This window comes from Nocardioides currus (assembly GCF_003057875.1).
Classification (GTDB): domain Bacteria; phylum Actinomycetota; class Actinomycetes; order Propionibacteriales; family Nocardioidaceae; genus Nocardioides; species Nocardioides currus.
On the sequence record NZ_PYXZ01000010.1, the window covers coordinates 49711 to 75253 of the forward strand.

27 protein-coding genes are annotated in these 25543 nt (G+C 72.2%); 21 read left to right on the forward strand and 6 right to left on the reverse strand.

The features are described 5' to 3' along the window. The first annotated feature begins 9 nt into the window (after window positions 1-9). From ileS to C7S10_RS18835, 7 genes are all read left to right on the forward strand, one after another. Entirely contained in the window at window positions 10-3210 is a 3201-nt protein-coding gene (ileS, locus tag C7S10_RS18805; RefSeq protein WP_108345999.1) for an isoleucine--tRNA ligase, read from the forward strand. Between the two features lie 149 nt (window positions 3211-3359). Next, window positions 3360-4439 (forward strand): succinyl-diaminopimelate desuccinylase, encoded by a 1080-nt coding sequence (dapE, locus tag C7S10_RS18810; protein WP_108346000.1) that lies wholly within the window; start codon window positions 3360-3362, stop codon window positions 4437-4439. Then, a complete protein-coding gene (locus tag C7S10_RS18815) occupies window positions 4436-5194 on the forward strand; it encodes an LOG family protein (RefSeq protein WP_108346114.1) in 759 nt (252 codons plus the stop codon). The genes dapE and C7S10_RS18815 overlap by 4 nt, the downstream gene beginning before the upstream one ends. A 4-nt stretch (window positions 5195-5198) precedes the next feature. After that, window positions 5199-5501: a DivIVA domain-containing protein gene (locus C7S10_RS18820; RefSeq protein WP_243395471.1), complete on the forward strand. Its 303-nt coding sequence runs from the start codon at window positions 5199-5201 to the stop codon at window positions 5499-5501. A gap of 15 nt (window positions 5502-5516) precedes the next feature. After that, a complete protein-coding gene (locus C7S10_RS18825; protein ID WP_108346001.1) occupies window positions 5517-5939 on the forward strand; it encodes a magnesium transporter CorA family protein in 423 nt (140 codons plus the stop codon). Further along, window positions 5936-6706 carry a M14 family zinc carboxypeptidase gene (locus C7S10_RS18830; RefSeq protein WP_108346002.1) on the forward strand — a complete coding sequence of 257 codons (771 nt, stop codon included), beginning with the start codon at window positions 5936-5938 and terminating at the stop codon, window positions 6704-6706. Before C7S10_RS18825 ends, C7S10_RS18830 begins: the two co-directional genes overlap by 4 nt. A 22-nt stretch (window positions 6707-6728) precedes the next feature. After that, window positions 6729-7541 (forward strand): enoyl-CoA hydratase/isomerase family protein, encoded by an 813-nt coding sequence (locus C7S10_RS18835; protein ID WP_108346003.1) that lies wholly within the window; start codon window positions 6729-6731, stop codon window positions 7539-7541. Between the two features lie 24 nt (window positions 7542-7565). Here the strand turns inward: C7S10_RS18835 and C7S10_RS18840 are convergent, their stop codons facing one another. Then, on the reverse strand, window positions 7566-8351 hold the full coding sequence (locus C7S10_RS18840) for a PaaX family transcriptional regulator (RefSeq protein ID WP_108346004.1): 786 nt from the start codon (window positions 8349-8351) through the stop codon (window positions 7566-7568). A gap of 166 nt (window positions 8352-8517) precedes the next feature. Between C7S10_RS18840 and C7S10_RS18845 the strand changes: the two genes are divergently transcribed. The 3 genes from C7S10_RS18845 to C7S10_RS18855 are packed head-to-tail and all read left to right on the forward strand — an operon-like array spanning window position 8518 to window position 10606. After that, entirely contained in the window at window positions 8518-8685 is a 168-nt protein-coding gene (locus tag C7S10_RS18845; protein WP_207769474.1) for a DUF3117 domain-containing protein, read from the forward strand. Between the two features lie 2 nt (window positions 8686-8687). Continuing rightward, entirely contained in the window at window positions 8688-10268 is a 1581-nt protein-coding gene (locus C7S10_RS18850; RefSeq protein ID WP_108346005.1) for a leucyl aminopeptidase family protein, read from the forward strand. Further along, complete coding sequence (locus tag C7S10_RS18855; protein ID WP_108346006.1) at window positions 10268-10606, forward strand: hypothetical protein; 339 nt, start codon at window positions 10268-10270, stop codon at window positions 10604-10606. Before C7S10_RS18850 ends, C7S10_RS18855 begins: the two co-directional genes overlap by 1 nt. 260 nt (window positions 10607-10866) lie before the next feature. Here C7S10_RS18855 and C7S10_RS18860 read toward each other — a convergent pair whose 3' ends face one another. Further along, window positions 10867-11505: an O-methyltransferase gene (locus C7S10_RS18860; protein ID WP_423802726.1), complete on the reverse strand. Its 639-nt coding sequence runs from the start codon at window positions 11503-11505 to the stop codon at window positions 10867-10869. 274 nt (window positions 11506-11779) lie between these two features. Here C7S10_RS18860 and sigE point away from each other — a divergent pair, with 274 nt between their 5' ends. The 3 genes from sigE to C7S10_RS18875 are packed head-to-tail and all read left to right on the forward strand — an operon-like array spanning window position 11780 to window position 14516. Next, complete coding sequence (gene sigE, locus C7S10_RS18865; protein WP_243395472.1) at window positions 11780-12373, forward strand: RNA polymerase sigma factor SigE; 594 nt, start codon at window positions 11780-11782, stop codon at window positions 12371-12373. Then, window positions 12370-12924, forward strand: coding sequence for an anti-sigma factor (locus tag C7S10_RS18870; protein WP_108346008.1), 555 nt, complete (start codon window positions 12370-12372; stop codon window positions 12922-12924). The genes sigE and C7S10_RS18870 overlap by 4 nt, the downstream gene beginning before the upstream one ends. Continuing rightward, entirely contained in the window at window positions 12921-14516 is a 1596-nt protein-coding gene (locus tag C7S10_RS18875; protein ID WP_108346009.1) for a S1C family serine protease, read from the forward strand. Before C7S10_RS18870 ends, C7S10_RS18875 begins: the two co-directional genes overlap by 4 nt. Before the next feature lie 6 nt (window positions 14517-14522). Here C7S10_RS18875 and C7S10_RS18880 read toward each other — a convergent pair whose 3' ends face one another. Continuing rightward, window positions 14523-14768: a helix-turn-helix domain-containing protein gene (locus tag C7S10_RS18880; RefSeq protein ID WP_108346010.1), complete on the reverse strand. Its 246-nt coding sequence runs from the start codon at window positions 14766-14768 to the stop codon at window positions 14523-14525. Window positions 14769-14897: 129 nt separating this feature from the next. Between C7S10_RS18880 and C7S10_RS22350 the strand changes: the two genes are divergently transcribed. The 3 genes from C7S10_RS22350 to C7S10_RS18895 all read left to right on the forward strand — a co-directional run bounded on the left by C7S10_RS22350 (window position 14898) and on the right by C7S10_RS18895 (window position 18226). Further along, window positions 14898-15581, forward strand: coding sequence for a hypothetical protein (locus C7S10_RS22350; RefSeq protein ID WP_108346011.1), 684 nt, complete (start codon window positions 14898-14900; stop codon window positions 15579-15581). A gap of 13 nt (window positions 15582-15594) precedes the next feature. Then, on the forward strand, window positions 15595-16851 hold the full coding sequence (locus C7S10_RS18890) for a CpaE/TadZ family protein (RefSeq protein WP_108346012.1): 1257 nt from the start codon (window positions 15595-15597) through the stop codon (window positions 16849-16851). A 73-nt stretch (window positions 16852-16924) separates the two neighbouring features. Continuing rightward, window positions 16925-18226: a calcium-binding protein gene (locus C7S10_RS18895; protein WP_133176557.1), complete on the forward strand. Its 1302-nt coding sequence runs from the start codon at window positions 16925-16927 to the stop codon at window positions 18224-18226. Window positions 18227-18267: 41 nt separating this feature from the next. Here C7S10_RS18895 and C7S10_RS18900 read toward each other — a convergent pair whose 3' ends face one another. Both C7S10_RS18900 and C7S10_RS18905 read right to left on the reverse strand, forming a co-directional pair. Then, a complete protein-coding gene (locus tag C7S10_RS18900; RefSeq protein ID WP_165807224.1) occupies window positions 18268-19605 on the reverse strand; it encodes a hypothetical protein in 1338 nt (445 codons plus the stop codon). Window position 19606: 1 nt separating this feature from the next. Then, entirely contained in the window at window positions 19607-20083 is a 477-nt protein-coding gene (locus C7S10_RS18905) for a hypothetical protein (protein WP_108346014.1), read from the reverse strand. Between the two features lie 111 nt (window positions 20084-20194). Here C7S10_RS18905 and C7S10_RS18910 point away from each other — a divergent pair, with 111 nt between their 5' ends. Genes C7S10_RS18910 through C7S10_RS18925 form a run of 5 tightly spaced genes read left to right on the forward strand, consistent with a single transcriptional unit; the run spans window position 20195 to window position 25034 of the window. Beyond that, window positions 20195-21643, forward strand: a complete 1449-nt coding sequence (locus C7S10_RS18910) for a WS/DGAT/MGAT family O-acyltransferase (protein ID WP_108346015.1) — start codon at window positions 20195-20197, stop codon at window positions 21641-21643. After that, window positions 21640-21984, forward strand: coding sequence for a DUF6912 family protein (locus C7S10_RS18915; protein ID WP_108346016.1), 345 nt, complete (start codon window positions 21640-21642; stop codon window positions 21982-21984). The genes C7S10_RS18910 and C7S10_RS18915 overlap by 4 nt, the downstream gene beginning before the upstream one ends. A 17-nt stretch (window positions 21985-22001) precedes the next feature. Then, window positions 22002-23636: an L-glutamate gamma-semialdehyde dehydrogenase gene (gene pruA / locus C7S10_RS18920; RefSeq protein ID WP_108346017.1), complete on the forward strand. Its 1635-nt coding sequence runs from the start codon at window positions 22002-22004 to the stop codon at window positions 23634-23636. 10 nt (window positions 23637-23646) lie between these two features. Continuing rightward, window positions 23647-23784, forward strand: a complete 138-nt coding sequence (locus C7S10_RS22355) for a hypothetical protein (protein ID WP_165807225.1) — start codon at window positions 23647-23649, stop codon at window positions 23782-23784. 29 nt (window positions 23785-23813) lie between these two features. After that, on the forward strand, window positions 23814-25034 hold the full coding sequence (locus tag C7S10_RS18925) for a PQQ-binding-like beta-propeller repeat protein (protein ID WP_108346018.1): 1221 nt from the start codon (window positions 23814-23816) through the stop codon (window positions 25032-25034). 7 nt (window positions 25035-25041) lie between these two features. Here C7S10_RS18925 and C7S10_RS18930 read toward each other — a convergent pair whose 3' ends face one another. Continuing rightward, window positions 25042-25527, reverse strand: coding sequence for a DUF2505 domain-containing protein (locus C7S10_RS18930; RefSeq protein ID WP_165807226.1), 486 nt, complete (start codon window positions 25525-25527; stop codon window positions 25042-25044). Window positions 25528-25543: the final 16 nt, after the last annotated feature.

The following is a 25543-nucleotide window of genomic DNA, read 5'->3' on the forward strand; positions in this document are numbered from 1 at the left end:
GAGCAGCCCATGACGTACCCCAAGGTCAGCCACACCGACGCCACGTCCGTGGCCTCGAGCCCGCGCTTCCCTGCGATCGAGGAGGCGGTGCTGGCCTACTGGGAGTCCGACGACACCTTCCGCGCGAGCGTCGAGCAGCGCGACGCCGGGGACGATGGCGGCAACGAGTTCGTCTTCTACGACGGCCCGCCCTTCGCCAACGGCCTCCCGCACTACGGCCACCTGCTGACCGGCTACGTGAAGGACCTGATCCCGCGCTACCAGACCATGCGCGGCCACAAGGTCGAGCGCCGGTTCGGCTGGGACACCCACGGCCTGCCCGCCGAGCTCGAGGCGATGCGTCTCAACGGCATCAAGACCACCGACGAGATCGTCGAGCTCGGCATCGAGAAGTTCAACGAGGCGTGCCGCCAGTCGGTGCTGAAGTACACCGGCGAGTGGCGCGACTACGTCACCCGCCAAGCGCGCTGGGTCGACTTCGACAACGACTACCGCACCATGAACCCCGAGTTCATGGAGTCGGTCATCTGGGCCTTCAAGCAGCTGCACGAGAAGGGCCTGGTCTACGAGGGCTTCCGCGTGCTGCCCTACTGCTGGCAGGACGAGACCCCGCTGTCCAACCACGAGCTGCGGATGGACGACGACGTCTACCAGATGCGTCAGGACCCGGCCGTGACCGTCGGCTACGGCGTCACCACCGAGGGCCCGTTCCAGGGCGTGAAGGTGCTCGTCTGGACGACGACGCCCTGGACGCTGCCGTCCAACCTCGCGGTGATGGTGGGCGAGGACATCGACTACGTCGTGGTGGAGTCCGACGGGCCGACCGGCTCCGCCGAGCGCTACCTGCTGGCGCAGGCCCGCCTCGCGTCGTACGCCCGCGAGCTGGGCGAGGACCCCGAGGTCACCTGGCGCGGCACGGGCGCCGACCTCGTCGGCCTGGAGTACGCCCCGCCGTTCTCCTACTACGCCGGCCACGAGCGCGCCTTCCGCCTCGTGCCCGCCGAGTTCGTCACCACCACGGACGGCACCGGGCTGGTCCACACCGCCGGCGCGTTCGGTGAGGACGACAAGGTCGTCACCGACCGCGAGCGCATCGAGGCGGTGATGCCGGTCGGCAAGGACGGGCGCTTCACGTTCCCCGTCACCGACTACGAGGGCATGCAGGTCTTCGACGCCAACCTGCACATCATCGACCACCTCAAGGCCGCCACCCGAGGTGACCGGGCCGGCTCCGTCACCCCCGGCACCGTCCTCGTCCGCCGCGAGACCTACGACCACTCCTACCCTCACTGCTGGCGCTGCCGGCAGCCGCTGATCTACAAGGGCGTCTCGTCGTGGTTCGTCGAGGTCACCAAGGTCAAGGAGCGCCTGATGGCGCTCAACCAGGACATCCGCTGGGTGCCCGACCACATCAAGGACGGCCAGTTCGGCAAGTGGCTGGAGAACGCCCGCGACTGGTCGATCACCCGCAACCGCTTCTGGGGCAGCCCGGTGCCGGTGTGGAAGTCCGACGACGAGCAGTACCCCCGGATCGACGTCTACGGCTCCTTCGAGGAGATCGAGCGCGACTTCGGCACGCTGCCGCGAGACAAGGAGGGCAACCCGGACCTGCACCGGCCGTACGTCGACGAGCTGACGCGCCCCAATCCCGACGACCCGACCGGGAAGTCGACGATGCGCCGCGTCACCGACGTGCTCGACGTGTGGTTCGACTCGGGCTCGATGTCGTTCGCCCAGGTGCACTACCCGTTCGAGAACAAGGACTGGTTCGACCACCACTTCCCGGGCGACTTCATCGTCGAGTACATCGGCCAGACCCGCGGCTGGTTCTACACGATGCACGTCCTGGCCGGCGCGATCTTCGACCGTCCGGCGTTCTCGACCTGCCTGAGCCACGGCATCGTGCTGGGCAACGACGGGCAGAAGATGTCCAAGTCGCTGCGCAACTACCCCGACGTGCGCGAGGTCTTCGACCGCGACGGCGCCGACGCGATGCGCTGGTTCCTGATGTCGAGCCCGATCCTGCGCGGCGGCAACCTGGTCGTCACCGAGCAGGGCATCCGCGACTCGGTGCGGCAGGTGCTGATCCCGCTGTGGAACAGCTGGTCGTTCTTCTCGCTCTACGCCAACGCGGCCGCCGGCGGCGTCGGCCACGACGCCACGTGGCGCATCGACAGCGCCGACCCGATGGACCGCTACATCCTGGCCAAGCTGCGCGACTACGTCGCCGCGATGACCGACCAGCTCGACAACTACGAGGTGGCGGCGGCGTGCGACTCCACGCGCAGCTTCCTGGACGTGCTGACCAACTGGTACATCCGCCGCTCGCGCGAGCGCTTCTGGGACGAGGACGCCGACGCGTTCGACACCCTCCACACGGTGCTCGAGGTCGTGTGTCGTGTCACCGCCCCGCTGCTGCCGCTGACCACCGAGGAGGTCTGGCGCGGTCTCACCGGCGAGCGGTCGGTCCACCTCACCGACTGGCCCTCGGTCGACGACCTTCCGGGCGACGAGGACCTGGTCGCGGCGATGGACGCGGTCCGCGACGTCTGCTCGGCCGGCTCGGCGCTGCGGAAGGCGGCCAACCTGCGCAATCGGCTCCCGCTCTCGCGCCTCACCGTGGTCTCCGACGCGCACGTCGGTCCGTTCGCCTCGCTGGTCGCCGACGAGTTGAACCTCAAGGACGTCGTCACGATGGCGACGGACGACCCCGACGCCGCGGCGTACGGCGTCTCGCAGCGCCTCACCGTCAACGCGCGCGCCGCCGGCCCGCGCCTGGGCAAGGACGTGCAGCTCGCGATCAAGGGCTCCAAGTCGGGTGACTGGAGCGTCGCCGAGGACGGCACGGTCACCGCGGGCGGACTCGCACTGGTCGAGGGGGAGTACGCCCTCGAGACCGTCGCCGGGACCGACCAGGCCGACACGGCGATCGGGATGCTCCCGCGCGGCGGCTTCGTCGTGCTCGACGTCGCGGTGACCCCCGAGCTCGAGGCCGAGGGGACCGCCCGCGACCTGGTGCGTGCGGTCCAGCAGGCCCGCAAGGACGCCGGTCTCGCCGTGTCCGACCGCATCGCACTCACCGTCTCCGCGCCGGCGGACGTCCTCGCCGCCGCCCGGACCCACGAGGCTCTCCTCGCCGAGGAGACCCTGGCCGTCTCGGTGGCGTACGTCGATGCGCCGGCCCTCGCCGTGGACGTCGCCAAGGCCTGAGCCGGCGCGTGTTCCGCGAGCCGATCCGCGGGTAACGCCACCAACATCGCACTCCCGCCCCCATCAGTGGGGGCGGGAGTGCTCGTTTCGTGGCGTTACTCGTCGGTGGGACCGGCGATCACGCTCGGACCTGATGGTTGGATGGCGCCATGCCGTCCGACCAGCCGCTGGACCTCTCCGCCGACGCCGTGACCCTGACCGAGCAGCTCGTCAACATCGAGTCCGTCTCGCACGACGAGGCCGCGATCGCCGACGCGGTGGAGGAGGCCCTGCGCCACCTCCAGCACGTCACGGTGAACCGGCGCGGGAACACCGTCGTGGCGCGCACCGACCTCGGGCGCGACGAGCGGGTCGTCATCGCCGGCCACATCGACACCGTGCCGCTCAACGACAACCTCCCGGCGCGCCGCGAGGAGACGCCGGACGGCGGGATCCTGCACGGACTCGGCACCTGCGACATGAAGGGCGGCGACGCGGTGATGCTCAAGCTGGCCGCCGACGTCACCGAGCCCAACCGCGACATCACCTTCATCTTCTACGAGGCCGAGGAGGTCGACTCGGTCCACAACGGGTTGCGCAAGCTGGCCGAGAGCGACCCCGACCTCGTCACCGCCGACTTCGCGATCCTGATGGAACCGAGCAACGCCGCCGTCGAGGCCGGCTGCCAGGGCACGATGCGCGTCGACGTCCGCACCACCGGCGAGCGATCGCACTCCGCCCGCAGCTGGAAGGGCGTCAACGCGATCCACAAGGCGGCGCCGGTCCTGGCGAGACTCAACGAGTACGTCGCCCGCCAGCCCGTCATCGACGGCCTGACCTACCACGAGGGACTCAACGCCACCGGCATCCGCGGCGGGGTCGCCGGCAACGTGATCCCCGACGAGTGCGTCGTCGAGGTCAACTTCCGGTTCGCGCCCGACCGGTCCGAGGCCGACGCCGAGGCGTTCGTCCGCGACTTCTTCGAGGGCTTCGACGTGACCGTCACCGACATGGCCGCCGGCGCCCTGCCCGGCCTCGACCGCCCCGCGGCACAGGCGTTCCTCGCCGCGGTCGGGGGCGAGGCCGCGCCGAAGTTCGGCTGGACCGACGTCGCGCGGTTCACCGCCCTCGGCGTGCCGGCCGTCAACTTCGGCCCCGGCGACCCGATGTTCGCCCACAAGCAGGACGAGCACGTGCCGATGGAGCACATCACCCGCTGCGAGCAGCAGCTCAAGGCGTGGCTGGCATGAAGGACCGCTTCCAGGGGCCGGTCATGACCCGCCGCGGCCAGGTCGAGGACGGCTCCACGACCGACCAGCGCCTGCTCGACTCCCGCGGCCCGGCCGACTGGGTGCACACCGACCCGTGGCGCGTCCTGCGGATCCAGTCGGAGTTCGTCGAGGGCTTCGGGACGCTCGCCGAGCTCGGCCCCGCCATCGGCGTCTTCGGCTCGGCCCGCACGCGGCTCGAGCACCCCGACTACGCGCTCGCCGAGCTCGTGGGTCGGCGCCTCGCCGAGGAGCGCTTCGCCGTCATCACCGGCGGCGGGCCGGGAGCCATGGAGGCGGCCAACAAGGGCGCCAGCGAGGCCGGTGGCGTGAGCGTCGGCCTCGGCATCGAGCTGCCCTTCGAGGCCGGCCTCAACCAGTGGGTCGACAAGGGCATCAACTTCCGCTACTTCTTCGCCCGCAAGACGATGTTCGTGAAGTACAGCCAGGGCTTCATCGTCCTCCCCGGCGGCCTCGGCACCTTCGACGAGCTCTTCGAGGCGCTCACCCTCGTGCAGACCCAGAAGGTGACGTCCTTCCCGGTCGTGCTGCTCGGCACCGCCTACTGGCAGGGCCTCGTCGACTGGCTGCGACAGACGGTGCTTGCGGAGGGCAAGATCAGCGCCAAGGATCTGGAGATGTTCACCGTCACCGACGACGTCGAGCTGGCCGTCGACCTGATGGTCGAGGCCCGCCGCGGCCGCGTCGAGACGCCCGCCCCCCACCGACCGGAGTGAGCCGATGATGTGGTTGTTCGCCGTCCTGGTCGTGCTGACCATGGGCGGGGTCGCGCTCGTCGCCGCCGGGCGCGGGGGAGCGCTCCCGGAGGAGTACGCCGATCGGCCCGACGTCCTCGTCCCCGCCGGCCGGCTGGCCGGCGACGACCTGCGCCGCGTCCGGTTCACACTGGCCTTCCGTGGCTACCGCATGGGCGAGGTCGACGCCCTGCTGGCGCGGCTGGCCGAGCAGCTCGACGAGCAGCCCGGCGAGGAGTCCGGACGGGGAGCCGAGCGTCCCTCACGTGGCGGCCCGACCGCCGACTGAGGCACACTCCCGGACATGTTCGTCGTCCTGGTCTACGTCCTGACCGCGCTCGCCGCGGTGGTCGTGGTGCTCACCCGCCTGCGGCTCAGCGGTGACGGCAGCGCCGCCGGCCGCCTCCAGATCAGCGGTCGGCTGCTCCTGCTGCACACCGTCGTCGGCGCGCTCGCGCTGCTGGTGTGGGTGCTCTTCCTCGTCTTCCCGTCCGACGGCCTCCTCGGCGGGTCGGCGGCCGGGATCATCGCGATCGGTCTGTGGTGGGTCACCACCCTCCTCGGCCTGATGATCCTGGCCCGCTGGATGCCCGCCCGCGGCAAGCACGCCGAGCCCGCCTCCACCGACTCCTGGAGCCAGGGCCCCTGGCTGTCGGTGCTCGCCCACGTCGGCCTGCTCGTCGGGGTGCTGGTCTTCACCTACGCCTACCTCACCGCCGCCGTATGACCCGACCCGTGCGGATCGCCCTGCTGGTCGGGCTGCTGCCGCTCGTGGCCCAGCCAGCGGCGTACGCCGAGGTGCCGGCCGTGTCCTCGATCGCGACGGGCGTCGAACGACCGAGCGCTGTGGTCGAGCGCCGCGTCATCGGCACGTCGGCGGCCGGGCGCCCGATCCGGGCGTGGCGGCTCGGGGAGCCCGGCAAGCGGCGGGTCGTGCTGATCTCGACCATGCACGGCAACGAGCCCCACACCCGCCAGATCCTCACCAGCCTGCGCGACGGTCGCCCGATCCGGGGGATCGACCTGTGGGTGGTCCCGACCTACAACCCCGACGGCCTGGCCCGGCACACCCGGCGCAACGCCCGCGGCGTCGACCTCAACCGCAACTATCCGCACGACTGGGTCGACCTCGACGGCAGCTACGAGTCCGGGCGGCGTCCCGCGAGCGAGCCCGAGACCCGCGCGATGATGCGCTTCCTCGAGCGGGTCGACCCGGTGCGGCTGATCAGCTTCCACCAGCCCCTCGACGGCGTCGACACCGACACCAAGGACCCGCGCTTCGCCCGTCGCCTCGCGCGCGCCCTCCGGCTGCCGCAGACGCGGCTCGACTGCGGCGGACTGTGCCACGGCACGATGACCGGCTGGTTCAACGCGAGGTTCACGGGCTCCGCCCTCACGGTGGAGTACGCCGCACGCCCCAGCCGGCACCGGATGGTGGTCGAGGCTCCCCGCCAGCTCCTCCGAGTGCTCGGCGCCCACCGCACCCGCCGCTGACGGCACTGGCAGACTGCGCGCCATGAGCGAGCAGAGCGCCGACGCCGGCCAGTCCGTCCTCCTGAAGGTCGAGGGTGGCATCGCCACCATCACCCTCAACCGGCCCGAGGCGATGAACAGCCTCGACATCGCCACCAAGGAGCTGCTGCGCGACGCCGTGCAGGCCGTCGCCGCCGACGACGCGGTCCGCTGCGTCGTCCTCACCGGCACCGGCCGCGGCTTCTGCGTCGGCCAGGACCTCAAGGAGCACATCGAGCTGCTGGAGAGCGGCTCGAGCGACGCGCTGTTCACGACCGTCGAGCGGCACTACAACCCGATCGTGACCGCGCTGGCCACGATGCCGAAGCCGGTCGTGGCGGCGGTCAACGGCGTCGCCGCGGGCGCCGGGGCGTCCCTCGCGATGGCGTGCGACATGCGCGTGCTGGCCGACACGGCGGGCTTCAACTTCGCCTTCGCCGGCGTCGCGCTCTCCGCCGACACCGGTGCCACCTACCACCTGCCCCGGCTCGTCGGGCAGGCCAAGGCGATGGAGCTGCTCTACTTCCCGAGCACGATCTCGGCCGAGGAGTCGCAGGCCCTCGGCCTGGCCAACCAGGTCGTCCCGGCGGCCGAGCTCGAGGCCACGGTGACCGCGCTGGCGACCCGTCTGGCCGCCGGCCCGACGGTGGCCTTCGCCTCCATCCGCCAGGCGGTCGCGTTCTCCTCGCAGCACACGTTCGAGGAGTCGCTCGCCCACGAGGGCGAGATGATGAACCGCACCGGCGCCACCGAGGACCACCGCGCGGCCGTGGCCGCCTTCGTGGCCAAGGAGAAGCCGGTCTTCCACGGTCGCTGAGGGGGCCGCTGAGGGCCGCTGGCGTCAGGACGCGTGGAGGGTGCGCGCCACGAAGGTCGCGGCCGCGGGCCGCAGCCGCTCGCCCTCGGCCTGGAAGAACTCGCCCGCCCGGTGCCCGGGCCAGTCGCTGGGGAGCAGCTCGGCCGGCAACCCCGGGTCGGTGAAGAGGAACTTGCGCCACTCGTGCACCAGCCGGAAGCGCGCGGCGTAGGCCGCCTCCTCGGGGTCGTCGTGGGCGGCGAGGTCGTCCTGCACCCGCGCCGCCGCCTCGTGCATCCAGTCGTCGTACGCCGCAGCGAGCTCCTCGAGGTCCCATGCGTGCACCGGCGCGTGCACCGGGTCGAACGTCGTGGCCAGGGCCGTGGTCGCGGTGGCGCCGACCCGGCTGAGCGTCGCGTCGAGCTCGGCGCGCGCGAAGGGGCTCACCCACACCCGGTCGGCGAGCTCGGCGTAGCCGAGGAACGCGAGGTCGCGCACCGCGGCGTTGCGGCTGGCGCGGTCGGGGAAGTGCCCGACGAAGACGAGCTGCCAGGTGCCCTCCCACGTGCGGGGCTGGCGCTGGTAGATCCGGGCCGCGGAGTCGGCGAGGCGCCGCACGGCCTGCTCGGTCGCGACGTAGCCGCGGGCGCCGTGGACGCTGGTCGGCTCGAGCCACCCCTGCGCGACCATGCGGGAGATCGCGGTGCGCACGGCGGGCGCGGCGATGCCGAGGGGGGCGAGCAGGCGCACCAGGTCGGCCACCGCGGCCGCGTGTCCGTGCGACACGAGGTGGTCGCCGTACACATCGAAAAGCGCGGACCGAGCGTGCATGTGGAGAGTGTGCCAGCACGCGAGGTCCGCCCTGTGGTCCCCGTCACGCGCGGCATGGGGGATAATGGAGTCGTACGACGCCGTCGAGGAGGCCCAGCCGCCTCGATTTCGCATGTGGAGCCATGTCCGGCGATCCACTCCAGCAGAATCAGGAAGAGGTGCGCCGATGGCCGCCATGAAGCCCAGGACGGGCGACGGACCCCTCGAGGTGACCAAGGAAGGCCGCGGCATCGTCATGCGCGTGCCGCTCGAAGGCGGTGGCCGCCTCGTGGTCGAGCTCAACAAGGACGAGGCCGGTGCGCTCGGGGATGCGCTCAAGGACGTCGTCGGCTGATCGTGGCCGCCTCCTCGAAGCTCCCCGCCCCGCCGACCGCTGCGCCGACGGCCCAGCTGCCGGCCCAGTTGCCGGCGCAGGTCTCACCCCCCGAGTTCGCCCTCAGCCCGGCGCTCCCGCACCAGATCGGGGGCGCCGAGGTGTGGGCGCTGCCGGTCGTCCCGGCGGACGCCGAGGGTGACGGACCGAGCCTGGGGCCTGGTGCGGAGGAGGCCGGCGACCTGCTCGGACTCGACCTGCTCGGGCTCCTCGAGGCGCAGCGCGCCACGGGCAGGACCGGCGAGGTCATCAGCGTCCCCGTCGTCCACGACGACGTGCAGCTGATCCTGCTCGTCGGGGTCGGCGACCAGTCGGTCACCGACTTCCGGCGCGCCGGTGCGACCGTCGCTCGGGCGACGAAGGACCGGGCGAGCGTGGTCACCTCGATCACCAGCATCGCGCCCGACGGCGGCCTCGGGGCCTTCGTGGTCGGCGCCATGCTGGGCTCGTTCGGGTTCCACTGGCGCTCCTCCGGCCCGAAGGAGCGACCCGTCGCGCGGATCGTGCTCGCCGGGACGACCGACGAGGACGCGGACGACGAGCTGGCCCGCGCGCTCGCCGCGGGTGGGGCCGGTTGGCGCTCGCGCATGCTCGCGTGCGTCCCGTCCAACCTCAAGACCCCCGCCTGGCTCGCCGAGCAGGCCGAGGAGTTCGCCGCCGCGGCCGGGCTCCGGGTCGAGGTGTGGGACGAGGTGCGCCTCGCCGCGGAGGGGTTCGGCGGCGTGCTCGCCGTCGGCTCGGCCTCGGTCTCGCCGCCCCGGATGATCCGCCTCGACTACACCCCGCACGGCGCCACGAAGAAGACCCCGACCGTCGTCCTCGTCGGCAAGGGCATCACCTTCGACACCGGCGGCCTCGACATCAAGCCGCCGGAGGGCATGTTGTCGATGAAGCGCGACATGTCCGGCGGCGCCGCCGTGCTGGCCACGATGGCGGCGCTCGGCGACGTGGGCTGCCCGGTGCGCGTGATCGGGCTGGTGCCCGCCGCGGAGAACGCGATCGGCGGCGCCGCGATGCGCCCCGGCGACGTGATCCGTCACTACGGCGGTCGCACCAGCGAGGTCAACAACACCGACGCCGAGGGCCGACTGGTCCTCGCCGACGCCATGGCGTACGCCGTCGCCGAGCTCGACCCGGCCGTGCTGGTCGACATCGCCACCCTCACCGGCGCGATGAAGGTCGCCCTCGGCCAGGGCACCGGCGGCTACTTCGCCAACGACGAGACGCTGGCCGGCCTGCTCGCGAAGGCGTCCGCGTCCTCCGGCGAGCTGCTGTGGCGGATGCCGCTCGTGGCCGACTACGAGGAGCGCGTCAGCTCCAGGGTCGCCGACGGCGACAACGCGGCCGGGGGAGCGGGAGCCATCACGGCCGCCCTGTTCCTCCAGCACTTCGCGGGCGACGTCCCGTGGGGGCACATCGACTTCGCGTCGATCGCCGAGGCACCCGCCGAGCGCTACGAGTGGACGCAGGGCCCCACCGGCTTCGGGCCGCGGCTGCTGCTCGACTGGCTGGGCTCGGCCGACCCGCTCGAGGGCATCGCCTGATGCTCGGCCTCACGGTGCGGTGGTCGCTCGGCGAGGCCGCCGACGGGGTCGACGCCGAGCTCGCGGCGTACGTCGCGGACACGTCCTACGCCCGCTTCACCGGCATGACCGGCCTGCAGTTCAAGACGTGGCGTACGGCGCCGGGCGAGTGGTTCGAGGGCAGCTACGTCTTCGCGAGCGACGAGGCCCGGGCGGAGTTCCAGGCCACCTTCACCGAGGGCGCCGCCGACTCGCCGGTCTCCCGGATCGTCGGCTCCGCACCGGTCCTGGTCGAGCCCTGCGACATCGTCGCGATCGCCGAGGGCTGGGAGGGCTTCACCGCCACCCCACGCGCCTGATCTCGCCGTACGGCGGTGGGTGAGCCACGTTTTCGGACGTCAGACCGTGGGTCAGGCACCGCCGCGGCGGGCGGGTCGGGACGCCGCGCCGTACGGCGGTGTGTGAGCCACATTCTCCGACGTCGGACTGTGGCTCAGCCACCGCCGCGCCGGGCGGGTCGCGGCGACGCGCCGTACGGCGGTGCGTGAGCCACGTTTCCTGACGCGGGACTGTGGCTCAGCCACCGCCCCACCGGGCGGGCGCGGCGGTCGAGCGACCCTCAGGTCTCGGGCGTCCAGACCTTCTTGGCCACCAGGAGCCCGTCACCGACCGGCAGCAGGGCCGGCACGAGCGACTCGTTCTCGGCGACGGCCCGACCGAGCTCGCGCACCGCGACGGTCTCCTCGTCGCGCTGGGCGGGGTCGGCGACGCGGTCGTGCCACAGGGCGTTGTCGAACGCCACGATCCCGCCGGGGCGCAGCAGCCGGAGGGCCTCGGCGAGGTAGGCGGCGTACTCCCGCTTGTCGCCGTCGCAGAAGACCAGGTCGTAGTGGCCGTCGGTGAGACGGGGCAGGACGTCGAGCCCGGCGCCGGCGATGGTGCGGGCGCGGTTGGCCGGGATCCCGGCGTCGGTGAAGGTCTCCTTGGCGAGGCGCTGGTGCTCGGCCTCGATGTCGACCGTCGTCAGGACGCCGTCGGCGCGCATGCCGCGCAGCAGCCACAGGCCGGACACGCCGGTGCCGGTGCCGATCTCGACCACGGCGCGGGCCTCGAGGACGGAGGCGAGCAAGCGCAGGGCAGCGCCGCCACCCGAGCTGATCGGGACGACCCCGACCTCGTCGGCGCGGGCGCGGGCGGCGGTGAGGATGTCGTCCTCGGCCACGAACTCCTCGGCGTAGGTCCAGCTCGCGGGCTTGATCGGGGTGGTGATGATGATCCTCCTGAGAACGGGACACGTGAGGGGGCGCGCGAGGTCGCACAGCGTGGCAGCGACTCTATCGCTCCCGGTCGCGGCCGACGGGAACACACGGAGGGGTCCGTCCGTTGTCCACCCCGAGCCGCAATCCTGCGGGAAGGCGTGGCTCTTTCACAGGGTCCTCTCAGGCCCGCTGCCTAGGTTGAGGAAGGTCAGGACACTGTTCGGTCAACAGCTCAGGCGCACGGTCGACGAGCAAGACACCCAGGGGGTACCGGTGACGGACCAGCACGAGGCAACCGTCGGCGTGCCGACGTGGGACGAGGTCGTCGACAAGCACTCCGACCGCGTCTTCCGCCTCGCCTACCGCCTGACCGGCAATCGGCCCGACGCCGAGGACCTCACGCAGGAGGTCTTCATCCGGGTGTTCCGCTCGCTCGACAGCTACACGCCTGGCACCTTCGAGGGTTGGCTGCACCGCATCACCACCAACCTCTTCCTCGACGGCGCCCGCCGCAAGCAGCGCATCCGCTTCGACGCGCTCTCCGACGAGCGCGCCGCCCGCCTCGAGAGCGCGGACATCGCGCCCGAGAGGGCGTACGCCGACCAGCGGTTCGACGACGACATCGAGACCGCCCTCGCGACCCTGCCGCCCGACTTCCGCGCCGCGGTCGTGCTCTGCGACGTCGAGGGCCTGACCTACGAGGAGATCGCCGAGATCCTCGACGCCAAGCTCGGCACCGTCCGGTCCCGCATCCACCGCGGCCGGGCGATGCTGCGCCGCGCGCTGGCGCACCGCGCCCCGACCGAGGGCCGCGAGCGCTACGCCGGCCCCGCGCTCGCCGCCGACCCGCAGGGACAGCTCTCGTGATGCACCTGGGCTCCCGCGTCAGCGCCCTCCTCGACGGCCGGCTGCCGGCCGCGGAGGAGGAGCGCGCGTGGGCGCACGTCCACGAGTGCCACCCGTGCCGCGACCTGGTCGAGCGGGAGGGCTGGGTCAAGACTCGTCTCGCCGGCCTCTCGCTGGCCGACCGGTCGGCCTGCGAGGCGCCCGACCGCCTCAAGGACTCGCTGCTGGCCGCCGGCTGCGGCTCGGCGCTGACCCCGCCCGCGTTCCCCACCGCCACCACGAACCGACCGCGGCACCGCTCGCTGGTCGCCATCGGCGGCGGCGCGGCCGGCGCCGCGGTGGTCGGTGTGCTCGCGCTCGGCGCCACCGGCACCCCGCAGCTCGAGCGCCGCGCCCCGGTCGGCGACCTGAGCCGGCCGACGCAGAGCGCCACCCCGACCATCGCCGATCGCACCCCCACCAAGCGCACGCCGAAGCGCCTGCGCCAGGGACGCTCGACCACCCCGCAGGGTGAGGGCGGGTCCCACGTCGTGGTGGTCAGCGACCTGCGTCGGGTCACAATGGGCCAGTGAGCGACGAAACTCCCGGCCCCATCCCGTCCGACCGCGGCGACCGGTACGACGAGCGCGAGCCCGGCCAGCACGACGGCCAGCAGCCCGAGATGCAGGACGCGGAGCGCGACACGCCGCACGACGCGGTGCACGACACCGGGCACGAGACCGGGCACGAGACCGGGCACGAGACCGGGCACGAAACGCCGTACGGCACCGGGCACGACACGGAGCCGACGCAGCCGATCGCCGGCACGGGCTGGACCTCGCCCTCCCAGCCGCACGAGCGGCCGTACGCCGCACCGGCGCCCCCGCAGCAGGAGCTCCAGCAGCCGCAGCCCGTCCAGCAGCAGCCCGTGCAGGGACCGCCCCAGCAGTCGGGTCCGTCGCCGATCGCGGCCCAGCCGTCGCCATGGGGCCCGCCGCCCGACGTCGTGTCGGTGGGTGGGGGCTACGGCCCGCCCGCACCCACCACACCGATGCCGCTGCGCCAGGACGACGAGCCCCGTCGCCGGATGTCCGGGTGGGTGTGGCCCGTCGTGGCGGTCGTCTCGCTGCTGGTCGGGCTGCTCGGCGGGTTCCTCGGAGCCCTCGGCTACGACCGGTGGGACGACGACTCGTCGACGTACCGCGGGGGACTCAGCTCCGTGCAGACCAAGGGCGCCGCGCCGCTGGACGCCGACAACGGCTCGATCCCGGCGGTCGCGCAGGCGCTGCTGCCGAGCACGGTGCAGATCATCGCGGAGTTCGAGGGCGAGGACGAGGGTGCGACCGGCTCCGGGTTCGTGCTCGACCGCGACGGCCACGTCGTCACCAACAACCACGTCGTGCAGTCGGCGGCACAGGACAACGGTCCGATCCAGGTCGTCGACTTCGAGGGCGTGCGCCACAAGGCGACCGTGGTGGGCCGCAGCCCGGTCTACGACATCGCGGTCCTCAAGATCGACGAGGCCCAGGACCTCGAGCCCGCCGCCCTCGGCGCCTCGGTCGTCCTCCACGTCGGTGACCCGGTCATCGCGTTCGGCTCTCCGCTCGGGCTGAGCCAGACCGTGACCTCGGGCATCGTCAGTGCCCTCAACCGGCCGGTCACCACGGGCGACGAGGACAACGTCTCGTCCTACATCAACGCCGTCCAGACCGACGCCGCGATCAACCCGGGCAACTCCGGCGGACCGCTGGTCAACCTCGAGGGAGCGGTCGTCGGGGTCAACTCCGCCATCGCCACCACCGGCGGCGGCAGCATCGGCGGCAGCAGCTCGGGCAACATCGGCGTCGGCTTCGCGATCCCGATCGAGCAGGTCGTCACCACCGCCGACCAGATCCTCAAGAGCGGCGAGGCGCGCTACCCCGTCATCGGTGCCCAGGTGCAGACGGGTCGCGGCGACTCGGTCGGCGCGCTGATCACCGAGGTCAACGACGGCACCCCCGCCCAGGACGCCGGCCTCCGCAAGGACGACGTGGTCACCGAGGTGGACGGTCTGCCGGTGAGCGACGGGATCGCGCTGATCGTGGCGATCCGCACGCACCAGCCCGGGGAGACCATCGAGTTCACCGTGGTGCGCGACGGCGCGGAGCAGGGCGTGAAGGTCACCCTCGACGGCGAGGTCGGCTGACGGGGATCAGCCCTCGTCGCCCCGGCCGGTCTCACTCTCGACGAACGGGTGGTCGGAGACGAAGGTCTTGGTCTCGGAGTACATCCGCTCGATGAACTTCTCCAGCTCCGAGCCCTCCACGCGCCACTGGCCGCGCCCCCCGATCTTGATCGCCGGGAGGTCGCCGCGGCGCACCAGCGCGTAGACCTGGGCGCTGGAGGTGTTGAGCACCTCGGCGACGTCGGCCAGCGTGAGGAAGCGGGGTGAGGCCATGGCGACATGGTGCCACTGGGCGCGCCCGTCGCCGTACAACCCCCGCGCGGTTGTGGACGAGCGCGTGTCGCGACCGGGCCTGTGGACAACCGGTCGTTTCGAATCGCGGTGTGAGGCCATGATGGGCCCGTGTCTCGGACCCACGCCGCCACCGACGTCCCCTCCACCGCCCCCAGGGCAACCCGCGCGCAGCCGCCCGGCTGGAAGGACCCGCGGGCCTGGGTCGGGGTCGCGATCGTCGCGGTCTCCGTCGTCGCCGGGGCCCGGATCCTCGGGGCGGCCGACGACTCGGTGACCGTGTGGGCCGCGGCTCGGGACGTCGCGCCGGGCGACACCGTGCGCGCCGACGACCTGGTCTCGACATCGGTCCGGTTCGGCGACGGCACCGACCTCGACCGCTACCTGCTGACCTCGGACGCGCTTCCCGACGACCTGCGCCTCACGCGCGGCGTCGGCGCCGGTGAGCTGGTCCCGGCGGCGGCCCTGGGCAGCGGCGAGGAGGCCGACACCGTGATCGTGTCGCTGTCGTTCGCCCGCGAGCTGATCCCCACCAACATCGGGGCCGGGTCGGTGATCGAGCTCCTCGTGGTCCCCGAGGACGACGCGGGCGAGCGGGCCTCGGCGCCCGCCGAGCCCGTGACGGTGGTCCCGGACGTCGTCGTGATCGACGCGCCCTCGGTCAGCGACTCGCTGGGCGGGGTCGGTCGCGGCCGCCAGCTCGTCCTCGGGATCCCCGAGTCCGACGACGGCGTGCTGACCGAGCTCCTGGCGGCCAGCGAGGACGAGCGCGTGCGCGTGCTCGTCCGCGGCTGAACGGGGCCGGTCCGTGATCGTCGTCCTGATGATGGCCTCGGGCGCAGCCTGGGAGTCCGACGCCTTCGCCCGCCTCGACGGGGCCGGCGGCATCGTCGTCCTCAAGCGGTGCGTCGACGTCGACGACCTGCTCGCCACCGCCACCAGCGGCCAGGCCGACGTGGCGCTCGTCGGGCTGGAGGCTCCGGGCCTCGATCCCTCGGCGATGGCCCACCTGCGGAGGTACGCCGTCCGGCCGGTCGCCGTCACCACGTCGGCCGTCGACGACCTCGACGTCCGGGAGCTGGCCGAGCGCCTCGGCGTCACCGCGCTCGTGGCCGCCGACGACCTCGAAGGGCTCGCCGAGGTCGTCTCCACGGTCGAGGACGTCGGGGACACCCGGGTCCGGGGCGGGGACGACGAGGCGGCCGCGCCTCGTGACGAGGCCGCCGACCCCCACCGCGTGGTCGCCGTGTGGGGCCCCAGCGGCGCTCCGGGCCGCACCACCGCCGCCGTGACCATCGCCGCCGAGCTCGCGCGACGCGGGTCGCCGGCCGTGCTCGTCGACGCCGATCCGTACGGCGGGGGCGTGGCGCAGCAGCTCGGCATCCTCGACGAGGTGTCCGGCCTGCTCTCCGCAGCCCGCCTCGCCGGCGCCGGTCAGCTCGGTGAGCGGTTCGTCTCCACCACCCGCGCCGTGGGGGAGCGCCTCACGGTGGTCACGGGCCTCCCGCGGGCCGACCGGTGGATCGAGGTGCGCGCCACCCACGTGGAGTCGATCCTCGACCGTGGCCGCGAGCTCGGCGACGTGGTCGTCGACACGGGCTTCTCCCTCGAGGACGACCCCGGCGCCGACTTCGGGGCTCGACCGACCCGCAACGCGATGACCCTCTCGGTGCTGGCCGCAGCCGACGAGATCGTCGTCGTGGGTGCCGCCGACCCGGTGGGACTCTCCCGGCTGGCGCGCGGGCTCGTCGACCTGCGGGACGTGACCGGCGGCGCCCCGGTGCGGGTGCTGGTCAACCGCATGCGTCCCAGCCTGGGCTGGTCGGAGCGCGAGATCGCCGGCATGGTCGAGGGCTTCTCGCGGGTCTCGGGCCTGCACTTCCTGCCCGAGGACCGGGCGGCCACCGACCGCGCCCTGGTGGCCGGGACGTCGCTGCCCGAGGGCGGCGACGGCCCGCTCCTGCGGGCGCTGGCGGGCGTCGTCGACGCCGTCTTCCCGGCGTCGGTGGCCCCCGGTCCGGCGTCCCGGAGGCGCATCCCCCGATCAGTCAGACTTCGGCGGTAATGCAGAAAATCGGCGACATACCTGTTATCAAGGAGGTCCCCCTCGGAACCATCTGATATAGGACACCCATCAAGTGACCCGTATTGTCGCGCGCTTCGTCGCGCCCTCGGCCCTCGCCGTCTGCCTGTGCGTCCCTGCCATGGCCCCCACCCTCGCGGCCATGGCCGGCGCCACGCAGCGTGACGACAAGATCAACGGCACCGGTCGTGCCGACCGGATCGTGTCCCTCGGCGGCAACGACAAGATCAAGAGCAAGGGCGGCAAGGACACCGTCATCTCCGGCCCCGGCCACGACGTCGTGGACGGTGGCTCGGGCCGCGACAAGGTGCAGTCCGGCACCGGCAACGACGCGCTCGACGGCGGCACGGGCAACGACCTGCTCGCCGGTGGCGAGGGCGACGACACGATGCTCGGCAACGTCGGCGACGACACCCTCCTCGGCGCCGCAGGCAACGACGGCCTCGACGGTGGTGAGGGCAACGACACGCTCCAGGGCCAGGGCGGCGACGACCGACTGGTGGGCGGCACCGGCGTCGACACCATCCTCGGCGCCGAGGGCAACGACACGATCGACGCCGGCCCCGACAACGACGTCGTCGACGGCGGCACCGGCGCCGACACGATCTACGGCGCCGACGGCAACGACGACCTCGACGGCAACGGCGACAACGACACGATCGACGGCGGGCTCGGCGACGACTACCTCGCGGGTGCCTCCGGGGACGACTCGATCGCCGGGAACGAGGGACGCGACTTCATCAACGGCGGCCCGGGCAACGACGTGCTCGACGGCGGCCTCGGCGACGACGGCGTGGCCCCCGGCAACGCCGGTCGCAACACCCCCGAGATCAACGGCGGCCCCGGCAACGACCGCGTCACCGGTGGTGAGGGCAACGACAAGCTGCTCGGCGGCGAGAACGACGACTACGTCGACGGCGGCCCCGGCGACGACCACCTCCTCAGCGGAGGCCCCGGCAACGACGTGATCGTCGACGGTGCGGGTGACGACCTGTTCATCAAGGGCGACGAGGGCGACGACGTCCTCTTCGTCGGGCCGGGTGCGGACAAGGCCTACACCGAGCAGGGCGACGACACGATCTACACCTACGACGACGGCGTGCGTGACGAGTTCTACTGCGACGACTACGACGACATCGGCACCGGCAACGAGGGCACCAGGGACCGGATCGCCTACATCGGTCGGATGGACCCGCTCGACAAGGTGGTCGGCGACCGCGACACCTGCGACATCATCGAGAACATCGGCTACCTGCCGGCCGGCTGGCCCTACGGTCCCGTCGGCGGCATCACCCAGCGCGCCCAGGCGTCGGCCGCACCGCTCGTCGGTCCGGTCGCCCCGCGCCTGCTCTCCTGACGGCTGGCTCTCGCCCCGTTACTCGCGGAAGACGGGATAGCTCAGGCGGCGAACAGCAGGTAGAGCCCGCCCGCGGTGAAGCCCACCATCGCGAACAGCAGGGGCAGCTGGCCGGTGAGCTGGTGCTTGGCCGGCAGCAGCCGGATCGCCCGGTCGTGGGCGGCGATCACGCCGAGCACGTGGCCCACCACCACGGCCACCACCTTGAGCCGCGCCAGGAACGTCGGGTGGTAGGACAGCCAGTAGTTCACCGTCAGGTCGGCCGTCCCGAGCAGGTTGTCGCCGCGGCTCATCGGGTCGCTGAGCTGGGTGAGGGTGGTCTGGCCGTACTCCACCAGGTAGGTCAGGTAGTGGGCCACGATGTAGCCGACGATGATCGGCACCACCGAGTGCGCGAAGACATCCGGCAGGGTACGGCGATCGACGCCCTCGCCGACGCCGGTGGCCATCGTGCCCGCGGCGAGGACCAGCCCGACGCCGACGCAGAAGCCGAGCAGCGCCAGGTTGTCGAGCAGGTCGACGCTCAGGTCGGTCGACTGGATGAACTTCACCCACGGCGTGGAGTCCTTGAAGGAGTCGAACGCGGTGCTGCCGAACAGCACGGACACGACACCCACCAGGCCCGGCGCCGCGACCAGCGAGTCGAGGTTGGCCAGCGGCGAGCGGACCAGCAGGCGCCCGTCGCGGTGGCCCCAGATCGAGAGCTTGGCGGCGAGCGAGGAGTAGACCTCGAACGGGTCGGCCCGCTCGAAGAAGCGGTCGCCGAAGAGCGCACCGCCGATCAGCATGATGCCGAGGTAGGCGGCGCACCACAGCCGGACCGGTCCGACCTGGGTGGAATAGGGGTAGACCAGCTCGAGCCACACGAAGGCGAACAGCCCGACCGCGGCCGGCCAGTAGCCGAGGCGCGCGGGGTAGGTGTAGAGGCCGGTGGACGGATCGCCACCCGACGCCCTGGCCAGCAGCAGGTTGATCGTGCGGCTGGGGCTGATCGCCTTCCACACCGGCCCGAAGAACACGGACAGCGGGACGATCGCGACCCAGACGTAGACGTAGAACACGCCGAGGAACGGGTTGATCAGCGAGTCCTTGCCCGCCACCGCCGCCCAGCCGACGTAGAGCAGGGCGGCCATGCCGAACACCCGCCACCAGACGCGCCACGGCGTGGAGGACGTCAGCCGGTCGAGCCACTCCGGGGCCGGCCGGCCGCTGGTCGCGGCGTCGTAGCGCGGCGTACGCCACGCGATGGCCAGCACCGTGAACGAGATGACCAGGGCGGCGACGGCGCCGGCGATCGCCAGCTCCAGCGGGATCGGGAGGTCCTTCGCGCCCCCGATCCCGTGGGCCAGGATCCGGTCACCGGTCGCGGGCGAGCCCACCTCAGCGGACTTCGAGCTGGACGATCACCATGTCCAGGTCGTGCGACTCCACGTCGACCAGGCCGGGCTGGTCGATCGTGAGCGACAGCTCGGTGGTGCCGGCGTCGTAGGCCAGCTCCTGCTCGGGGGTGGAGTGGACGTGGATCTCGCCCGGTGCGTCGGCCGTGACGGCGAGCGTGATCGGCTCGCCGACCGTCGCGTCGACCCGCTCGCCGTTCGGAGTGACCGTGTCGCCGTCGAAGGTGATGTCGATGGTCTGTCCGGCCGGGGCGGCGCTCTCGCTCTCGCTCGGCGTCTCGCTGGTCGACTCCGAGGACGACTCCGAGGACGACTCCGAGGACGTGGCCGAGCTCGAGGTGGCAGGGTCCGTCGGCTCGGCGTCCTCGCCGCAGCCGGCGAGCAGCGAACCCAGGCCGATCACGAGGATCACGGCCAGGGTGGAGGTACGGCGCCGGGCGTGCGGCGTGGTGCGGGTCATGTGGGTGCTCCTCGTACGACTGCTGTTCCTCTGCCACAATCCCACGCGGAGCAAGACGGCGGACGCCTGGGTGTGTGACCCTGTGGCGCCCGACACCTACAGAGGACACACATGAGCGAACGGTTGAGGCCGCGGGACCTGGCGCTGCTCGCCACCGAGTCCCCGCGCACACCGATGCACAACGCGACCGTCGAGATCTTCGACCCCGGCGAGTCCGGCTTCGACTACGCGAGCCTGATGGAGCTGATCGCCGACCGGATCGCGTTCGTGCCGCGCTACCGCCAGCGCCTCCAGACCGTCCCCGGCCGTCTCGCGACGCCGGTCTGGGTGGACGACCCCGGCTTCGAGCTCGCCTACCACGTACGCCGCTCGGCACTCCCACGTCCCGGCGACCACGCCCAGCTGCGCGAGCTGGTCGCCCGCATCGCCTCGCGCCCCCTCGACCGGTCCCGCCCGCTGTGGGAGACCTACTTCGTCGAAGGCCTGGCGGACGGCCGCGTGGCCGTGCTGACCAAGAGCCACCAGATCCTGGTCGACGGCCGGGAGACCGTCGACATCGGCCAGGTGCTCCTCGACACCGAGCCCGACCGCCCCCCGCTCGGCCACGACGAGTGGGCGCCCCGCGGGCGACCGGACGCCCTCTCGCTGGCGCTGGGCGCGATCTCCGACTCGATCGAGCGCCCGTCCACCCTGGTCGAGACCGTGCAGGCCAACGCCGAGTCGGTGCTGCGGACGGCCAACAGCGCGCGCCACCGCGTCAACGACGTCGCCGGTGCGCTGGCCGGGCGCAAGCCCGTCGCGTCCACCCCCATCAACCGCCAGCTCTCGCAGCAGCGCCGCTTCCTGACCATCGCGACCCGGCTCGACGACTACAAGCGGATCCGGCGCGTGCACGGCGGGACGATCAACGACGTCATCCTCGCCACGCTCACCGGGGGCCTGCGCGCCTGGCTGATGACCCGCACCGAGTCGATGTCGGGGATGCGGACGATCAAGACGATCGTGCCGATGTCGGTGATCGACGACGAGCTCGAGGCGACCTCGCTCGGCACCCAGGTCGCCGGCCACCTCGTCAACCTGCCGATCTCCGAGCCGTCGCCGGTGGTCCGGCTCCACCAGGTCTCCTACAGCTTCCAGGCCCACAAGGAGACCGGTCGCGGCGTGGGGGCCGAGCGGCTCGCCGGCATCGCGGGCTTCGCCCCCACCACGTTCCACGCCCTCGGCTCGCGGGTCGCCGCCTCCGAGCTGCGGCGCGGCTTCCAGCTCTCCGTGACCAACGTCCCCGGGCCCCAGTTTCCGCTCTACGCGGGCGGCGCGACGATGGTCGAGACCTACCCCGTGCACCCGCTGCTGCCCGGCCACGCGCTCGCGGTCGGGGTGACCTCCTACAACGGCGGCGTCTTCTACGGCATCACGGCCGACCGGGACGCCATCCCCGACGTCGACGTGCTCGGGCAGTGCATCACGGAGTCGCTCGACGAGCTCATCGAGTCGGCGAGCGAGAGCCGCCAGCGGGCGCCACGCGGGCGCCGTACGAGCTCGAAGGCCCCGAAGTCGTGAGGGTCTACGTGCCGCTGACGCTCGACTCCCTCGCCGAGGCCGACGAGGCCGGTCTCGTGCCATCCGACCTCGACCGGGTCGTGGCCGACGACGAGTCGGAGGAGGGGGAGTACGCCGCCCTGATGACCGCCGCCGACCTGTCGGCGGAGCTCCTCGCAGCCGCGGGTGGCGGGCCCGGTCGCCGCGTGGTGCTGGCCGCGGACGTGGACGACGTCGACGGCGCCGTACCCCGCCGGGCGTGGGCCGCGCTGCACGTCGACACCACCGCCGGCGCGGACCCCGACGACGACCTGGCGTGGTTCGCCACCCAGGAGATCCCGGACGTGCTCGCCGGTCGCTGAGCGCCTAGGGTCGGCTCATGGACGCGATCACCTTTCCACCGGCTCCCACCAACGAGCCCAACCTGACCTACGCCCCGGGCAGCCCCGAACGGGCTGAGCTGAAGGCGGAGCTCGCCCGTCTCGAGAGCAAGCAGCACACCCTGCGCGCGCACATCAACGGCAGGAAGCGCAACGGCGGTGGCGCCGAGATGAAGGTCGTGCAGCCCCACGACCACCAGCACGTGCTCGGCACCTTCAAGAACACCACCACCAAGGACGCCGAGGCGGCGGTGAAGGCCGCGACGGCCGCCGCGCCCGCGTGGCAGGCCCTGGCGTTCGACGAGAAGTGCGCGATCATCCTCAAGGCCGCCGACCTGCTCGCCGGCCCGTGGCGCCAGCGGATCAACGCCGCCACCATGCTCGGCCAGTCGAAAACGGCGTTCCAGGCCGAGATCGACTCCGCCTGCGAGCTCATCGACTTCTGGCGCTACAACGTCCACTACGCCAAGCAGATCCACACCGACCAGCCGATCGCCAACAGCCCCGGCATCTGGAACCGCACGGACCACCGCCCGCTCGAGGGCTTCGTCTACGCGATCACGCCGTTCAACTTCACCGCGATCGCCGGCAACCTGCCCACCGCCCCGGCGCTGATGGGCAACACCGTCATCTGGAAGCCGTCGCCCACCCAGCAGCTCGCCGCGTCGCTGACGATGGAGCTGCTCGAGGAGGCCGGCATGCCGCCCGGCGTCATCAACATGCTCCCCGGCGACGGCCTCGACGTCTCCAAGGTCGCGCTGTCGCACCCCGACCTCGCCGGCATCCACTTCACCGGCTCGACGCCGACCTTCCACCACCTCTGGAGGAGCGTCGGGGAGAACATCGACCGCTACCGCTCCTACCCGCGCATCGTGGGTGAGACCGGCGGCAAGGACTTCATCATCGCCCACCCCTCGGCCGACCCCGACGTCGTGCGGGTCGCGATGATCCGCGGTGCGTTCGAGTTCCAGGGCCAGAAGTGCTCCGCGGCCTCGCGGGCGTACGTCGCCCGGTCGGTGTGGGACAGGATCAAGGACCAGCTGATCGCGGAGACGCAAGCCCTGACCATGGGCGACGTCACCGACTTCAGGAACTTCATGGGCGCCGTCATCGACGACCGCGCGTTTGCGAAGCACAAGTCGGCGATCGCCCGGGTGCGCGCCAACAAGCACCTCACGCTGCTCGCCGGCGGCCAGACCGACGACTCGGTGGGCTACTTCGTGCGGCCCACGATCATCGAGTCGACCGACCCGACCGACCAGATGTTCGCCGACGAGTACTTCGGGCCGATCCTGGCCGTCCACGTCTACGACGACGACAGGTTCGAGTCGGTCGTGGCGCAGATGGAGTCGTTCTCGCCGTACGCCCTGACCGGTGCGATCATCGCGCAGGACCGCGGCGCCATCGCGTGGGCGCGCAAGACGCTGCGCTTCGCGGCCGGCAACTTCTACATCAACGACAAGCCGACCGGTGCCGTGGTGGGTCAGCAGCCGTTCGGTGGCGGGCGTGCGTCCGGCACCAACGACAAGGCCGGTGCGGCGGTCAACCTGCTGCGCTGGACCTCGCCGCGCTCGATCAAGGAGACCTTCGTGCCGCCGAAGGACTACCGCTACCCCTACATGGACACCGAGTGAGCCCGGTCCGTTGATCCCACTCCACCTGGGGGCGCTGCACCCCGTCGAGCAGCTGCTGACGCTGGTCCTGGCGTTCGGCCCGTTCGTGCTGCTCGGGTTCGTGGTGTGGCACCGGCGACGCCACGACCAGGACTCTCCTCGGGGTTAGGATCTCGGTTCTCGACGGGGGAGGTGGGGATGCGTCGTTCGTACGCCGCAACGCTGGCCTGCGTCCTGGTCGCGATCACCGGCTGCACCTCCGAGGATGAGCCACCCGCCGGACCGGCGCCGTCGGTGTCCGCCACGACTCCGACGGCGTCGGTGAGCAAGGCCTGGGTGGCGGACGTCCCGGTGCGGCCGGACTCGATCGGCCGCGGCGCTCCCTGGATCTGGGAGTACAGCGACGACGTCGTGGTCGTCGGGCCGCGCGGACTGGTGGCTCTCGACCGTGCCTCCGGTGAGCAGCTGTGGCAGTTGCCGCTCGGGGGGCAGGTGTGCGGGGCCACGCCCGAGCCGACCGAGCTGGGGCTCGTGGCCGTCTCGGTCGGTCGGTGCCGACCGGCGGCCGGGGGAGCGCCGACCGCGCGGCGTACGACGATCAAGGCGGTGGACCTCGAGAGCGCGTCCGTGGTCTGGGAGCGGCCGTTCGCCGGCGCGCCCCAGCTGGAGTCGAAGGGCGACGCGCTCGTCGCGGCCGACGGCTGCAGCACCCGCCGCATCGACCTCAGCAGCGGCCGTCCCCGGGGCGGTCTCGGCATCGCGTGCCGCGACCACGTGCTCATGGGCGGCGGCGTCGTGGTCGTGGCCCGGGACGGCGCGCCGCCCCGGTGGCGGGCGGTCGACGTCGGGTCGGGCTCGACGCTCGCCGAGGTGACCGCGCCGGCCTCCGTGTCGCTCCCGCGCCGGGTGCTGGACGCCGACCCGCTGACCGTCCTGGCGGGCGACACCGAGCGCAGGCGTCTCGACGTCGTCCGGGTCGGGGACTCGGACGCGCGGGTGCTGACCCGCGTCGACGCCACGGCGCTGGACGCTCTGGTGTCGACCACCTCCGACACGGTGGTGCTCGCCGGCCCGACCTCGCCGAAGGCGGTCGAGCTCTCGCTCGACGACGGTGCCAGGCTCAAGGAGTTCGCCGCGTCGGCGCCCGAACGCTGGGTCCCGATCACCCGCGTCGGTGGCCGCGTGCTGGGCTTCGAGGGCACCGCCGACGGTCTGGCCGCGGGGAAGGGCATCCTGACCTTGCGCTCGCTGGAGGACGGCACGGCGACCGCGATCGGCGACTTCGGCGCCGGCAGCTTCGCGGGCGACACCGACCTCGCCGTCGCCGCGCCGCGCGCGGTCGTCATCGACTCCATGCTGCTGATGCCAGGTCCCGCCGACGCGGGGGTGCTGGCCTACCGGCTCAGCATCCCCGACTGAGACGTCCTCACGACCCGGCGAGCCACCGCTGCCCGACCTTGTTCTCGGCGCGGAACGCCTTGGACAGGAGCCCGGCGATCAGGTCCTCGACCTTGCCGCCCACGAAGGGGATGTTGACCTTCACCGCCAGCTGCACGGTCTCGACCACGTCGTCCCTGACCTGCGCGAGGTCGAAGGTGCCGGTCATGTCGCCGGGCTTGCCGGGGATGGTGACGAGCACGTCGGCGTGGGTGTCGCTCGTCCACGTCTCCTCCTGCACGATCGCGATCTCGTCGCCGACGAACTTGCGGGCGAACGACGGCACGTGCTCGGTGCCGTGGACGATCTCGACGCGGGCGGTGCTGCCGGCCCCGGTGCCGCTGATCTCGGCGGAGCTGCGCTCGGCCTGCTGGTAGTCCGCGACCTGCTCCCGGAAGGTCGGGTCGGCGAGCATCGCGGCGACCTGGTCGATCGTCGTGCCGGGGTAGGTCAGCTTCTCGGTGATGGACTTCATGGGGCACATCCTCACG